Source organism: Pantoea trifolii, assembly GCF_024506435.1.
In the GTDB taxonomy this organism is placed as follows: domain Bacteria; phylum Pseudomonadota; class Gammaproteobacteria; order Enterobacterales; family Enterobacteriaceae; genus Pantoea; species Pantoea trifolii.
Map to the genome: position 1 here is coordinate 3,381,240 of NZ_JANIET010000001.1, position 14,446 is coordinate 3,395,685.

The following is a 14,446-nucleotide window of genomic DNA, read 5'->3' on the forward strand; positions in this document are numbered from 1 at the left end:
TTAGAGGAAATTGAAATATTTAATCGGCCATTAGAATAAGTAATAAAAAAGGCACCCGCAGGTGCCTTTCTTATTTACTCAGTGCGCGCAGGTTGCTGTTGCTCGCTCTTCACCTGATGCAGATGCACATCCATCTGCGGATAAGGAATGCCGATGCCGTTCGCGTCCAGCGTACGTTTGAAGTTCTTCATCAGATCCCAATAGACGTTTTGCAGGTCGCTGCTTTTGCTCCAGCAACGCACCACAAAGTTGAGCGATGACGCAGCCAGTTCATTCAGGCCAATCTGGATACCCAAATCTTTTAGTACGCGCTCATCCGCTTCAACCACTTCACGGAAAAGTGCAATTACCTGATCAACATCCGCATCGTAAGCGACGCCAATAATGAATTCGTTGCGACGGATCGGTTCGCGCGAATAGTTAATGATATTACCCGCGATGATTTTACCGTTTGGTACCACGACAATTTTGCCATCAGCCGTTTTCAAGGTGGTGGAAAAGATCTGCACGTTTTGTACCGTGCCCATCACGCCACCGAGATCAACAAACTCACCGGTTTTGAACGGGCGGAAGGTCACCAGCAATACGCCTGCAGCCAGGTTGGATAGCGAGCCTTGCAGCGCCAAACCCACCGCCAAACCGGCAGCACCCAGCACGGCAATCACGGAAGCGGTTTGCACCCCAACGCGTCCCAGTGCAGCGATGACGGTGAAAGCGATAATTCCGTAGCGCACCATTGCAGAGAGGAAATCTGCCACTGTCGCATCAATGTGACGCGCCAGCAGAACGCGATTAATTGCATTGGAGACGATGCGGGCAATGAACATACCAATGATGATGGTAACAATCGCCGCCACAATATTGACCGCATAGCTCAGGATCAGCGCCTGATTACGTACCAGCCATCCACCCGCACTATTAATGCCGTCGACGACGTTTAAGTCTTCCATTTGTTAGCCCTGTTGTTGAGTTTCCCGCAGGAAATTGCCAAAAACTGCCAGATTGACTCCGGCATTCCGATTACAAGGGTAAACAAAAATAGGGCGAAGCGCCAAAAATGGCCTGAATTCGTGGGATTTTCCGGACGAGACGCATAAAAAAAGGCCCTTGCGGGCCTTTTTGCTATTGTAAGGAAAAATTACAGTACGTCGACAGCGTTAAGCTCTTTGAAAGCCTGCTCCAGGCGAACAACCATTGAAGCCTGAGCAGAACGCAGCCACACGCGTGGGTCGTAGTATTTCTTATTCGGGCTATCCACGCCAGTCGGGTTACCCAACTGCGCTTGCAGATAGTCTTCGTTCTTTTTGTAGTACTGCAGAATACCGTCCCATGTTGCCCATTGGGTGTCGGTATCGATGTTCATCTTGATCACGCCGTAGCCGATAGACTCTTCGATTTCTGCAGCAGAAGAACCTGAACCACCATGGAACACGAAGTCTAGCGCGTTGTGCGGCAGATTGTGTTTCTTGGCCACGTATTCCTGAGAATCACGCAGGATGGTTGGAGTCAGTTTCACGTTGCCTGGCTTGTACACGCCATGCACGTTGCCGAATGAAGCCGCGATGGTGAAACGTGGGCTGATTTTACTCAGCTCGGTATAAGCGTAATCAACGTCTTCTGGCTGAGTGTACAGAGCAGAAGCGTCCATGTGGCTGTTGTCCACGCCGTCTTCTTCGCCACCGGTGCAACCCAGTTCGATTTCCAACGTCATATCCAGCTTGGCCATGCGCGCCAGATACTTAGCAGAGATCTCGATGTTCTCTTCCAGTGACTCTTCAGACAGGTCAATCATGTGAGAAGAGAATAGCGGCTTACCGGTTTTCTTGAAGTGCTCTTCACCCGCGTCCAACAGACCGTCGATCCACGGCAGCAGTTTCTTGGCGCAGTGATCGGTGTGCAGGATAACTGGCACGCCGTACTGTTCAGCCATCAGATGCACATGGTATGCACCCGCGATAGCGCCGAAGATTGCCGCGCCCTGAGGTTTGTCGGTTTTGAAACCTTTACCGGCGATGAAGGCAGCACCACCATTGGAGAACTGAACGATGACCGGCGCTTTCACTTTGGCCGCAGCTTCCAATACCGCGTTGATAGAGTCCGTGCCGACGCAGTTAACTGCTGGCAGAGCGAATTTGTTCTCTTTCGCTACCTGGAAAATTTTCTGAACGTCGTCACCAGTGACAACGCCGGGTTTTACGAAATCAAAAATTTTAGACATGTTTGTGTCCCGTTTCGTTACCGTTCATCCCCGAAGGGATTGCGATTTGATTGCCCCATACAGGGCTAGCCTTCAGGCGACGCCAAAGCGCCGCCCCCAAAGAGTTACTGCTTGGCGCGCTCTTCCAGCATAGCAACTGCTGGCAGTTTTTTGCCTTCCACGAACTCGAGGAATGCGCCGCCGCCGGTAGAGATATAAGAGATCTTATCTTCGATACCGAACAGGTCGATTGCAGCCAGCGTATCGCCGCCACCTGCCACTGAGAACGCATCGCTATCGGCGATAGCATTCGCCACGATTTCGGTGCCTTTACGGAAGTTCGGAAACTCGAACACGCCAACCGGGCCGTTCCACAGAATGGTTTTCGCGCCTTTCAGAATCGCGGCCATTGCCTGAGCGGTTTCGTCACCGAAGTCCATAATCTCTTCGTTATCCGCTACTTCGGAAACCTTTTTCACGGTAGCCGGAGCAGTTTCAGAGAATTCCGTGCCTACGCGAGAATCGGTAGGAACCGGGATGCCATGCTCGTCACGCAGCTTTTTCGCTGCTTCAACGAAGTCTGGCTCAAAAAGTGATTTGCCGACGTTGTTGTCGATAGCCACGAAGGTATTCGCGATACCGCCGCCCACAATCACGGTGTCAGCAATTTTCACCAGCGACTGCAGCACATCAAACTTGGTCGACACTTTAGAACCACCAACCACAGCAACTAATGGACGCTCTGGATTGCTCATCACTTTGCCCAGCGCTTCCAGCTCAGCTGACAGCAGCGGACCGGCACACGCGATTGGTGCGAACTTGCCTACGCCGTGGGTAGAAGCCTGTGCGCGGTGCGCAGTACCAAACGCATCCATCACAAACACGTCGCACAGCGCGGCATATTTCTTCGACAGGCCTTCTTCGTCTTTTTTCTCGCCTTTGTTAAAGCGCACGTTTTCCAGCACAACCAATTCGCCCGCGCCGACTTCAACGCCGTCGAGGTAATCTTTTGCCAGGGTAACGTTGGTGCCGTTCAGTTTGTCTTTCAGGTAGTTAACAACCGGCAGCAGGGAGAACTCTTCGTTGTATTCACCTTCGGTCGGACGACCCAGGTGAGAGGTAACCATCACTTTCGCGCCCTGTTTCAACGCCGCTTCGATGGTAGGCAGAGAAGCACGAATACGTGCATCTGACGTCACTTTCCCTTCTTTCACTGGCACGTTGAGATCGGCACGGATCAGAACGCGTTTACCAGCAAGATCCAGATCGGTCATCTTAATTACAGACATGGTGAACCCTCTCGTTGATTCTCATAAGTTTTGCCAGACGCAGTCCGCGTCTTACCTGAAACCGCTTGCGGCCATTGCTAACGTGGTGTCGATCATGCGGTTAGCAAAGCCCCATTCGTTGTCACACCAAACCAGCGTTTTGATAAGGTGATGACCACTGACCCGCGTTTGCGTGCCATCGACTATGGCACTGTGCGGATCATGGTTAAAATCTACTGAGACTAACGGTAATTCCGTATAGTCAACTATACCACGAAACGCCCCTTCTGACGCATTTCGCAACAAGGCATTAACCTCGCAGGCCTTCACCGCTTCGCGCACCGAGACGCTCAAATCAATGGCTGTCACGTTGATGGTGGGCACGCGCACCGCAATCGCCTCAAAGCGATCGTTAAATTTCGGAAAAATACGGGTAATGCCAGCAGCAAGACGCGTATCTACCGGAATGATCGATTGGCTGGCGGCGCGGGTACGACGCAGATCGCTGTGGTAGGCGTCAATCACCTGCTGATCGTGCATCGCCGAGTGAATGGTAGTCACGGTGCCCGACTCAATGCCAAAGGCGTCATCCAGCAACTTGATCACCGGAATAATGCAGTTGGTGGTACAGGATGCGTTGGAGACAATGCGGTCAGTTTGTTTAAGAGCTTGTTCGTTAACACCGAATACGACAGTAGCATCGAGATCGTTACCGCCCGGATGCGAGAACAACACTTTCTTCGCACCTGCTGCCAGATGGGCTTCGCCATCAGCGCGGCTGCCGTACACGCCGGTGCAATCCAGCACGATATCCACATTCAGTTCGCGCCACGGCAACACATCGATTTCCGCCTGATGCAGGATGCGAATGGTGTCGTCGCCAACAAACAGCTGATCGCGCTCCTGGCGCACATCAAAGGCAAAACGGCCGTGGCTGGTGTCGTACTTCAGCAGATGCGCCATCCCGGCGGCATCGGCCAGCTCGTTAATGGCGACCACGGTGATCTCAGCCCGGCGACCGGTTTCATACAGAGCGCGCAACACGTTACGCCCGATACGACCAAAACCATTTATTGCTACGCGAACGGTCATTTCTACCTTCAACAACACCCGAAAAAACGTGCCGATTAGCCTGAGCGTTTCACACCGTTTTGTACAGGGAATTATTGCCTGCTCTCACCGGCAAGATGCACGTTTTCGCTGGCGACTGAAACGGTTCAGCTAGAGTAATGCAAGAGAGGAATAACGGGAATGATTGCGATCAAGTGAGTGGCGGAATATTGGATCTACGTCACAATTTTTGCACTGCGGAATTATTACTACAGGAATAATTGAACCGTTTCAGGTTGGAGGTGGTGAATCAATAAGGGCGCCCCAGCTGGGACGCCCTTTATACCCGCTGTGTAGGGTCGCCATTTATGGCGACCTCAAATCACAGAATCGATTTCGCCGTTTTAACCACGTTCTCAACGGTGAAACCAAACTCTTTGAACAGCTGATCCGCAGGCGCTGACTCACCGAAGGTGGTCATGCCGACGATCGCCCCGTTCAGGCCGGTGTATTTGAACCAGTAATCCGCGATACCCGCTTCAATCGCCACGCGTGCGGCAACTGCTTTCGGCAGCACGGATTCACGGTACGCCGCGTCCTGCTTGTCGAAGGCGTCGGTGGATGGCATAGAAACCACGCGCACCTTGCGTCCTTCCGCCGTCAGCTGCTCATAAGCAGCCACTGCCAGCTCCACTTCTGAACCGGTAGCGATCAGGATCAGCTCTGGTGTGCCTTCACTGTCCTTCAGCACGTAACCACCACGCGCCACGTTCGCCAGCTGCTCAGCGCTGCGATCCTGCTGCGCCAGGTTCTGACGCGAGAAGATCAGCGCCGACGGGCCGTCAACACGTTCAATGGCATATTTCCACGCCACCGCTGACTCAACCTGGTCGCACGGGCGCCACAGGCTCATGTTTGGCGTCACGCGCAGGCTGGCCATCTGCTCAACCGGCTGGTGCGTCGGGCCATCTTCGCCCAGACCAATCGAGTCGTGGGTGTAGACCATGATCTGACGGATTTTCATCAGCGCGGCCATACGTGCGGCGTTGCGCGCGTACTCGACGAACATCAGGAAGGTCGCAGTGTACGGCAGGAAGCCGCCGTGCAGCGCGAGGCCGTTGGCGATGGCGGTCATACCGAACTCGCGCACGCCGTAATGGATGTAGTTGCCCGCCGCGTCTTCATTGATTGGCTTAGAACCGGACCACATGGTGAGGTTGCTTGGCGCCAGGTCAGCGGAGCCGCCCAGATATTCCGGCAGGATTTTACCGAAGGCTTCGATGGCGTTCTGCGAGGCTTTACGGCTGGCGATTTTCGCCGGATTGGCCTGCAGCTGCTCGATGAACTTCTGCGACTCAGTGGCCCAGTTAGCTGGCAGCTCGTTGTTTACGCGACGTTTGAACTCCGCAGCCAGCTCCGGATGTGCAGCGGCATAGGCAGCAAACTTCTGGTCCCACGCGGACTCTTTCGCCTGGCCGGCTTCTCTGGCATCCCACTGCGCGTAGATGTCTGAAGGGATTTCAAACGGACCGTGGTTCCAGCCCAGCTGCTTACGGGTCAGCGCGATTTCGTCGGCACCCAGCGGCGCGCCGTGCGAGTCGTGCGTACCGGCTTTGTTCGGCGAACCGAAGCCAATCACGGTTTTGCACATCAGCAGCGAAGGCTTGTCGGAAACCGCTTTGGCCTCTTCAACCGCTTTCTTAATCGCGTCGGCATCGTGACCGTCCACGCCGCGCACCACGTGCCAGCCGTAGGCTTCAAAGCGTTTAGCGGTGTCGTCGGTGAACCAGCCGTCAACGTGACCGTCGATGGAGATGCCGTTGTCATCATAGAAGGCAACCAGTTTGCCCAGCTTCAGGGTGCCGGCGATAGAGCAGACTTCGTGTGAGATGCCTTCCATCATGCAGCCGTCGCCCATAAACACGTAGGTGTTATGGTCTACGATGTCATGACCCGGGCGGTTGAACTGCGCCGCCAGCGTGCGCTCGGCAATGGCAAAACCCACTGCGTTCGCAATGCCCTGACCCAGCGGGCCGGTAGTGGTTTCAACGCCTGCGGTGTAACCGTATTCCGGGTGGCCTGGAGTTTTAGAGTGCAGCTGACGGAAGTTCTGCAGCTCGCTCATTGGCAGATTGTAGCCAGTGAGGTGCAGCAGGCTGTAAATCAGCATTGAGCCGTGACCGTTCGACAGCACAAAGCGGTCGCGATCTGCCCACAGCGGGTTAGTAGGGTTATGGTTCAGGAAGTCACGCCACAGTACTTCGGCGATGTCCGCCATGCCCATCGGGGCACCCGGATGTCCCGAATTGGCTTTTTGTACTGCATCCATACTTAACGCGCGAATGGCGTTGGCAAGCTCTTTACGAGAGGGCATCTTCTACTCCAGGTCGGATTAATGCTCCGCCACGCTTAACTTATTGTAATTAATCAGTTATAAGGCGAAGCGAGAAAAAAGTCGCACATCAATGTACATGAAAATCAGGACAAAAGTACATGCATCTGGATGCTAAATCACGGGTAACCGTTTGCATTTCCGGCCTTGTCTGCTAGCCATTGCACAACATGCGAGCTATAACCAAATCGTTTAAACACCTGTGACGGTTTCAGGTGTTTGTTTTATTTACCTTGTTACCCAAAGGATGCCGATATGAAAATGAGAGCTACCATTGTTGCTCTGGGAATGGCTTCGTTGCTGAGCGGCTGCGAAGGATTTGATAACAACGCGCTGCTGCAATCTGGTGCGCAGGCTTATCAGGCCTACGCGCTGAACGATGCGCAAGTGAAAGAGTTAAGCGATCAATCTTGTGCGCAGATGGATAAAGACAATCAGGTTGCACCCGCCAACAGTGAATATCAGCAGCGCCTGAACAAAATCGCCGCGGCGCTCGGCGATAACATCAACGGCGTGCCTGCCAACTACAAGGTGTATCAAACCAAAGACGTCAACGCCTGGGCGATGGCCAACGGTTGTATCCGTGTCTACAGCGGTTTGATGGACATGATGACCGACAACGAAGTCGAAGGTGTGCTCGGCCATGAGATGGGCCACGTCGCACTGGGCCATACGCGTAAAGCGATGCAGGTGGCGCTGACGACCACTGCAACGCGCACCGCTGCGGCTTCCGTCGGCGGCGTGATTGGCTCGCTGTCACAATCGCAATTGGGTGAAATGGGCGAAAAACTGGTAAATGCACAGTTCTCACAAACCCAGGAAACACAGGCTGACGATTACTCGTTTGATCTGATGAAAAAGCGTGGCATTGATCCGATGGGATTAGCGACCAGCTTTGAGAAGCTGGCGAAGCTGGAACAGGGACGCCAGAGTTCGATGTTTGATTCGCACCCGGATTCGGAAGCGCGCGCCCAGCATATTCGTGAGCGCATTGCCGCTGGGAAGTGAATTGTGCTGGCTGTCCCCCTCCTCGATCCTCCCCCATCAATGGGGGAGGAAGATGCTGCAATATGTAGGCTCAGAGGCTGCATATAGCAACATCTCCTTCCCCCGTTAACGGGGGAAGGCCGGGATGGGGGACAGCAAGCAAAGATCAAGCAAGCAATAATCAACGCTTAAACAATCCATCCACCATCGCACCCAAATCCTGGGTATTCGACGTCTTAATGTGGCCCTGCGGCGATAGCTTATCAATCACCTGCGGCAATAAGGCAGCCAGCGTACCGGACGCACCATGTACATCGGTGCCGAGCTTATCCGCCAGCGACTGCAGCTGATCATTGCCAAGCGCGTTTTGAATCTCGCCGCCATCAATCGACATGTTACTGCCGCTGCCAAGCCAGCTATTCAGCACCTGCCCGAGTCCGCCCTGCTGAAACTTCTGCAGCAGCACCTCAACGCCGCCCTGTTCCTGCACCCAGTTCCAGATAGCCATCAGCTGTTGCATCTGGTTGCCCTGCCCGCTTCCGTTGCTGTTTCCCAGCGATCCCACTAAATCGTCCAGTAAACCCATAGTCGCCTCCGCAGATTAATTAACCGCCAGTAAGTGTAGCCGCAAGCAAATGGATTAACCTTTATTTGCCGCCTGCACGTGCAGCATGTCCAGCGCCAGTGTGGCTGCTGCCAGCGAGGTTAGATCGGCGTGATCGTAACCCGGCGCAACTTCTACCAGATCCATGCCGACGATGTTCATGCCCTGCAAACCGCGAATCAGCTTGGTGGCTTTATCGCTGCTCAGGCCACCAATCACTGGCGTACCGGTGCCCGGTGCATGTGCCGGATCGAGGCAGTCGATATCGAAGGTCAGATACACCGGCAGATCGCCAACGGTGCGCTTCACTTCCGCCAGAATGTCATCAACGCTGCGGTCATTGACCTGCGCGGCATCCAGCACGTTGAAGCCGAGGCTCTTATCGAATTCGGTACGAATGCCGATCTGCACAGAGTGTTGCGGATCGATCAAACCCTCTTTCGGCGCGGTGAAGAACATGGTGCCGTGATCGAAGGTTGGGCCATTGGAATAGGTATCGGTATGCGCGTCGAAATGCACCAGCGCCATTTTGCCGAAGTGCTTAGCGTGCGCGCGCAGCAGCGGCAACGTAACGTAGTGGTCACCGCCAAAAGTCAGCATACGCTTACCGTTTGCCAGCAGTTTCTCGGCATGCGCCTGCAGTTTGTCAGAGAGATCCTGTGAATCGCCGAAGGCATAAACCAAATCGCCGCAGTCCACCACGTTCAGACGCTGACGCAGATCGAAGTCCCACGGCCAGCGGCAGCCTTCCCACGCCAGGTTGGTTGAGATCTGACGAATCGCGCCCGGCCCTAAACGACTGCCCGGACGGCCTGAGGTTGCGGCATCGAAAGGAACACCGGTGATCACCCACTCAGCGTCACTCTCGTATGGCTGGAAGTTCAGCGGGAAGCGCATGAAACCGAAGGCGTTAGAAACCAGGGAGTTATCGTACTGATTGCCCAGGGTGTTATACATAATTCGTCCTCATTAAGGCGGTAATCGTTTCACCAGTTTAGGAGATAAATAAAAAATCCCCTCCGCGTCGTTAGGCCCGACGAGGAAGGGATTGATTGGCGCGATTATCGCGGAGATTTTAGCGCCCTGCAATCGGACAGCATCAATCACCGCTCCCGCATCGCCTCCTTCCCCTTATTAAACGGCTTGATCAGATAATCCATCACCGTCTTCTCACCGGTCTTAATATCCACGGTAGAAACCATGCCGGGACTGATGGAGAAGCGCTTACCGGCTTTATTCTGCACATAGTCGTTATCGGTGCGGATAAACACGCGGTAGTAGTAAATTTCCGGCTTCACCTCATCCTGAATGGTATCCGGCGAGATGCTCTCCACCACGCCGTTCAGGCCGCCATAAATGGCGTAGTCATAAGCTGAGATCTTCACTACCGCCCGCTGGCCGGGATGAATAAAGGCGATATCGCGCGGTGACAGGCGTGCCTCAATCAGCAGCCGATCGTTCATTGGCACGATGTTCATCAGCTCGCCATTCGGTGGCACCACGCCGCCCACGGTCGAGACTTTGATGTTTTTCACGATGCCGCGCATCGGCGAACGGATGGTTAATCGCGTCACCGTGTCTTCGCGTCCTCTCACAACTTGCGCCATGCTGTCGGCTTCGGCATTGGCTTTCGCCAGCTCCTCGCGCGCCTGCACGTAATATTGCGAACGCATATCGGTGAGTTTCAGCTCCAGATCCGATTTATCGCGCTGCAAACGCAGCACTTCCACGCTACTGGCGGCGCCGGTTTTCGCCAGGCGCTGCGTGATGGCCAGCTCGCGGTTGGCCAGCGCTAGCGACTCTTTAAACTGCGCGGTGGCATCAGTCAGCTGCGCGCGGCGGGTTTTGTACAGCCGCGTTTCTGAGGCGATCAGATCGGGAAACTTATTCAGCTCCGCCGGGAAACTCAGCGGCTGATCGTTCACTTCCGCATTGAGGCGCGAGGCGGCAGCCAATGCCGCACGATAGCGCGCCGCACTTTCCCCGACGTTAGATTCCGATCGCGTGGCATCCAGACGTGCCACCACTTGCCCGGCCTGTACCTGATCGCCTTCATGCACATACAGCTCGGTGAGAATGCCGCCTTCCAGCGATTGCAGCACCTGATCGCGCGAACTGGGGATCACTTTACCGGTACCGGTTGAGACTTCATCCAGCACGCCAAACCATGCCCAAATCACCGTAACGAGGATCAGTGCGGTGCTGATGACGATCAGTCGCACCGCGCCGGTGTAATGGGTTTCGGATCGCAGTTCACCCAGCAGATCGTCGGAGGAATCCACTTCTGCCGCCGTGACTAAACGCAGTCTTGCCGGTAATTGTTTGATCATGATTGCGCCTCCGGCGGAATGCCGTTCGCACGCGGTGCCGGCAAGGCGTTCTCTTTCGGGCTATCCATCACCAGTTGTCCCTCTTTCAACACCAGCACACGATCCACCAACGCGAGGATCGCCGCACGGTGCGTCGCCACGATCAAGGTGCGGCCGTTGAGCCACTGTCCGAGCCGTTCGATAAACTCTTTCTCGGTATGATCGTCAAGCGCCGCCGTCGGCTCATCCAGCAGAATAATGTTGGGATCGCGCAGCAGCATGCGCGCCAATAGCAGCGACTGACGCTGACCACCAGAAAGCCCGACGCCGCCTTCCATGATCGGATGATCAAGGCCGAGCGGCAGACGACGAATGAAATCCGCGCCGCCGCTGACGGTGAGTGCGCCGAAGATGGCATCATCAGTGGCGTGCGCCGCGCCCATGGTGAGATTTTCTCGCAGCGTGCCGTGGAACAAGCGCGCGTTTTGCGTCAGCAGGCCCACGTTGCGTCGCACATCCGCTACATCTATGTGCGGCAGGCTGAGGTTGTCCAGCCGCAGTTCACCGCCGACCAAATCGATGCCGCCGATCATCGCCTGCAGCAAGGTTGATTTGCCCGATCCGTTACGTCCCAGCACCGCGATGCGCTCGCCCGGTTTGATGGTCAGGCTTTTAATGCGCAGCGCGATGTTCAGCGAATCGGTGTAGTAACGGAACATTGCGTCAGTGAATTGGTAGTGACCAAACAGCACCGGCGTGTGAATGCGCGTTTCATCTTTGCTGTTTTCCACCGGCAAATTCATCAGCGCATCAAGGCTGCCTTTCGCCGCTTTCACCTGTTGCCAGCGCGCCAGCACGCCGCACAGCGTGGCCATCGGCGCAATCATGCGTGAAGAGAGCAGCGACGCCGCCACAATCGCACCGGTGGTGATGTCGCCGTTGATCACCATCGGCGCACCGATCACAATCACGCTGGCATACACCAAGCCCTGCACGGTGACGCCCCAGGTAATCAACGAGTGCATCACTTTGCGCATCTCCACGCCGGATTGCGCGGTAATGCGAATGTAGCTGTTCCACTGTTGCAGGAAGCGATCTTCCGCCTGCATCAGCTTGATATCCTCCAACCCTTGCACGCTCTCCACCAGCACCGCATTACGCAGCGTCGACTCTTTCAGGTTTTGCTGCGCCAGCTTCGAAAGCTTTTTCTGGCTCAGTACGCCCGGCAAGATCATCAGCAGCACCGCCACCGGCGCAATCCACGCCAGCTGCGGCGCGATAATCGCCATCACCAGCATGAACAGCAGGAAGAACGGCATATCGACAATCGCGGTCACTGTGGTTGAGGTGACCATTTCGCGGATCGCTTCCAGCTCGCGCAGCTGCGAGATAAAGGTGCCGGTCGAACGCGGCACCGCGCTGTTTCGCAGCCGCAGCGCGTGACCAAATACCCGATCGGAGACGCGCATATCGGCGCGCTTGCCCAGCAGATCGGTCACGTGATCGCGCCCGACGCGCAGGATGTAAGTGAACACCACCGAGATGATCACGCCAATATACAGCACGTAGAGCGTGGGATAGGACTGCGCCGGAATCACCCGATCGTACACCTGCATCGAGAAGATAATGCCGACCAGCGCCAGCAAGTTGATCAGGAAGGATCCGAGCATCACGTAGCCGTACGGCCGCAGATCGTGCAGCACCAGACGGCGCAGCCAATCCGGTTTCACCGTGGCGAGATAGCGATCGACGCGGCTGTCTTTGGCTGCGGTAACCGGACGCAGCGCGGCGGCAAAACGGATTTCCGGCAGCAAGGTTTCCAGCGCAATCGGCGCGGGCTGTTCATCACCCGCGAAATGCACCCGCACTTCATCATTGCCATCAAACTGGGTGATCACGCCCACCTGACCGTCGGCCAGTTCGATCGCCAGCGGCAAGCGCCAGCTGGTGATCTCCCACTTGTTCTCTTCATACAGCTGCAACGATAAACCGGCCTGGCGCGCCAGATGGCGCAATGCTTTATCGCGCGACTGTTTGCCCTGCCATTCGGCAGCAGCCATGATCATACCCGGCGAACAGGGCAAGCGATAATGGGTGGCAATCAGGATGATCGCGGTGGCCCATCCGTGTAAGGGCACGTTTCCCCCGGACGCGCTGTCGGGCGCGTCGGGGATCTGTAATTGCGTCATGGCTGGATCTCCACGGACTGGATCCGCTGATTATTCAAGGCAAACGCTGACCGCATATGCCCGGTGCTGTAGAGGCAATCGAGCTGCAGTGAGCGCAACTGGCTGATGGTTTGCTGGAGTGTAAAACGGGTCTGGAACACTTCCTGCTCGGCGTTGAGTACATCCAGCAGCGGACGCGTGCCGAGTTGCAGATACTGATCCTGATAGAGCGACTGGGTTTTCTCGCCCAGCGCCTGTTGCCGTCCCATGATCGCCAGGCTGAGCGACAGGCTTTGCGATTCGTTTTGCGACTCGCTCAGCTGCTGACGCGCTTTAAGCCGCGCCGAGTTAACCGCGGCATTGGCCGCCTGCAGCGCATTGGCGGCTGCGTCACGGCTGGCGGTGATGCCGCCGCCCTGATAAAGCGGCATTTCCACTTTCACAAATGCCGAATATTGCGTGCGATCCAGCGTTTCGCTGCCGGAGTAGTGATTGTTGAGATAATGCGTCACCTGCGGTTCCAGCGAGATGGTCGGCATGTTTTGCGCGTTAGCATTATCGAGTTTGGCCTGTGCCTGATTAGCCTGCGCCCAGGCGGCCAGCACCGACGGATTGAGCTTGTCATCGGCTTTCGCCACCTGACAGGATTGGGTGAGTTTGGTGGGGAAATCGTCGCTGACTTTTTTCACCAGCGGCCAGCCAAGATAGGTCGCCAGCGTGGCGCGCCAGCGGTCGAGGTTGGCTTGATACTGCGTTAAGGTGGTTCGCGCACCTTCGATACGCGCATCGGTTTGCGTGGCATCCGAAAGCGATGCCGCGCCCTCTTCATTACGCTGGCGCGCCAGATCGCCAATCTTGCTCAGCGCCGTGAGCTGCTGTTGCGCAATGATCACCAGTTGCTGATAACCCTGCACTTCCACCAGCGCTGCGGCGGTATCGTGCGCCACAGTATCAATGCTCACCAGCACGTTGGCCTGCTCCTGCGCCACGCCCGCTTCGGCGGATCGTACTGAACTGCTGACCTTGCCAAAGTCATACAGCATCTGTGAAACCGACAGCACAAACGACGGGCTGAAACCCTTTTCGCTGTAAGCGTTGCTGTAGCCGTTGTTCATGCCCGCGCTGATTTGCGGATAATATTTGGCTTTCGCCACATCAACCTGATTGGCCTGCTCCAGCATTTTCCCTACCGCCTGCGCGATATCGGGATGCCACTGAATGGCGCGCTGCACCGCCTGGTTGATGGTCAGAAAATCGGGGACATTAGCGAGGGCGGGTTCCGCCACCTCACCGGTTAATGAAGGCAGTTCTTGCTGTTGCGCTAAACCTGCTGAGGTGATTTGCCCCGCGCGGGTTAACGCCTCACTGGCCGCTAAAAGTTGAGAACTGTAAAGTAAAGCCATGCCCGCACAGAGAACGCCGAGCTTAAACGAACGGCGAAAAGTTGCGCCTGAGTGCATCAGTTCCATCG

General features: G+C 55.7%; 11 protein-coding genes. 1 reads left to right on the forward strand and 10 read right to left on the reverse strand.

Annotation, left to right across the window (positions count from 1 at the left end):
* Positions 1-74: 74 nt before the first annotated feature.
* From mscS to tkt, 5 genes are all read right to left on the reverse strand, one after another.
* Positions 75-950: a small-conductance mechanosensitive channel MscS gene (mscS, locus tag NQH49_RS15655; RefSeq protein ID WP_256697311.1), complete on the reverse strand. Its 876-nt coding sequence runs from the start codon at positions 948-950 to the stop codon at positions 75-77.
* A gap of 188 nt (positions 951-1,138) precedes the next feature.
* On the reverse strand, positions 1,139-2,218 hold the full coding sequence (gene fbaA / locus NQH49_RS15660) for a class II fructose-bisphosphate aldolase (RefSeq protein ID WP_256697312.1): 1,080 nt from the start codon (positions 2,216-2,218) through the stop codon (positions 1,139-1,141).
* Positions 2,219-2,322: 104 nt separating this feature from the next.
* Positions 2,323-3,486, reverse strand: coding sequence for a phosphoglycerate kinase (gene pgk, locus NQH49_RS15665; RefSeq protein WP_256697314.1), 1,164 nt, complete (start codon positions 3,484-3,486; stop codon positions 2,323-2,325).
* A 51-nt stretch (positions 3,487-3,537) separates the two neighbouring features.
* On the reverse strand, positions 3,538-4,557 hold the full coding sequence (epd, locus tag NQH49_RS15670) for an erythrose-4-phosphate dehydrogenase (protein WP_256697315.1): 1,020 nt from the start codon (positions 4,555-4,557) through the stop codon (positions 3,538-3,540).
* Between the two features lie 340 nt (positions 4,558-4,897).
* Positions 4,898-6,889: a transketolase gene (gene tkt / locus NQH49_RS15675; RefSeq protein ID WP_256697316.1), complete on the reverse strand. Its 1,992-nt coding sequence runs from the start codon at positions 6,887-6,889 to the stop codon at positions 4,898-4,900.
* 273 nt (positions 6,890-7,162) lie between these two features.
* Between tkt and loiP the strand changes: the two genes are divergently transcribed.
* Entirely contained in the window at positions 7,163-7,915 is a 753-nt protein-coding gene (gene loiP / locus NQH49_RS15680; RefSeq protein ID WP_008107309.1) for a metalloprotease LoiP, read from the forward strand.
* Positions 7,916-8,075: 160 nt separating this feature from the next.
* On the opposite strand, the gene NQH49_RS15685 is transcribed toward loiP, so the two are convergent.
* The 5 genes from NQH49_RS15685 to NQH49_RS15705 form a co-directional block, all read right to left on the reverse strand.
* Positions 8,076-8,480, reverse strand: coding sequence for a YidB family protein (locus tag NQH49_RS15685; protein ID WP_256697318.1), 405 nt, complete (start codon positions 8,478-8,480; stop codon positions 8,076-8,078).
* A 54-nt stretch (positions 8,481-8,534) separates the two neighbouring features.
* The gene (gene speB / locus NQH49_RS15690; RefSeq protein ID WP_256697319.1) at positions 8,535-9,455 is read right to left on the reverse strand and encodes an agmatinase; all 921 of its coding nucleotides are present in this window, start codon (positions 9,453-9,455) and stop codon (positions 8,535-8,537) included.
* Between the two features lie 146 nt (positions 9,456-9,601).
* Positions 9,602-10,828: an HlyD family type I secretion periplasmic adaptor subunit gene (locus NQH49_RS15695; protein ID WP_256697320.1), complete on the reverse strand. Its 1,227-nt coding sequence runs from the start codon at positions 10,826-10,828 to the stop codon at positions 9,602-9,604.
* Entirely contained in the window at positions 10,825-12,996 is a 2,172-nt protein-coding gene (locus tag NQH49_RS15700) for a type I secretion system permease/ATPase (RefSeq protein WP_256697321.1), read from the reverse strand. Before NQH49_RS15700 ends, NQH49_RS15695 begins: the two co-directional genes overlap by 4 nt.
* Positions 12,993-14,444 carry a TolC family outer membrane protein gene (locus tag NQH49_RS15705; protein ID WP_256697322.1) on the reverse strand — a complete coding sequence of 484 codons (1,452 nt, stop codon included), beginning with the start codon at positions 14,442-14,444 and terminating at the stop codon, positions 12,993-12,995. The genes NQH49_RS15700 and NQH49_RS15705 overlap by 4 nt, the downstream gene beginning before the upstream one ends.
* Between the last annotated feature and the right edge of the window lie 2 nt (positions 14,445-14,446).

Coding starts and splice junctions, on each gene's coding strand:
- pgk (WP_256697314.1), bottom strand. CDS start 3,486: ATGTCTGTAATTAAGATGACCGATCTGGATCTTGCTGGTAAACGCGTT.
- epd (WP_256697315.1), bottom strand. CDS start 4,557: ATGACCGTTCGCGTAGCAATAAATGGTTTTGGTCGTATCGGGCGTAAC.
- speB (WP_256697319.1), bottom strand. CDS start 9,455: ATGTATAACACCCTGGGCAATCAGTACGATAACTCCCTGGTTTCTAAC.
- mscS (WP_256697311.1), bottom strand. CDS start 950: ATGGAAGACTTAAACGTCGTCGACGGCATTAATAGTGCGGGTGGATGG.
- NQH49_RS15700 (WP_256697321.1), bottom strand. CDS start 12,996: ATGACGCAATTACAGATCCCCGACGCGCCCGACAGCGCGTCCGGGGGA.
- fbaA (WP_256697312.1), bottom strand. CDS start 2,218: ATGTCTAAAATTTTTGATTTCGTAAAACCCGGCGTTGTCACTGGTGAC.
- tkt (WP_256697316.1), bottom strand. CDS start 6,889: ATGCCCTCTCGTAAAGAGCTTGCCAACGCCATTCGCGCGTTAAGTATG.
- NQH49_RS15685 (WP_256697318.1), bottom strand. CDS start 8,480: ATGGGTTTACTGGACGATTTAGTGGGATCGCTGGGAAACAGCAACGGA.
- NQH49_RS15705 (WP_256697322.1), bottom strand. CDS start 14,444: ATGGAACTGATGCACTCAGGCGCAACTTTTCGCCGTTCGTTTAAGCTC.
- NQH49_RS15695 (WP_256697320.1), bottom strand. CDS start 10,828: ATGATCAAACAATTACCGGCAAGACTGCGTTTAGTCACGGCGGCAGAA.
- loiP (WP_008107309.1), top strand. CDS start 7,163: ATGAAAATGAGAGCTACCATTGTTGCTCTGGGAATGGCTTCGTTGCTG.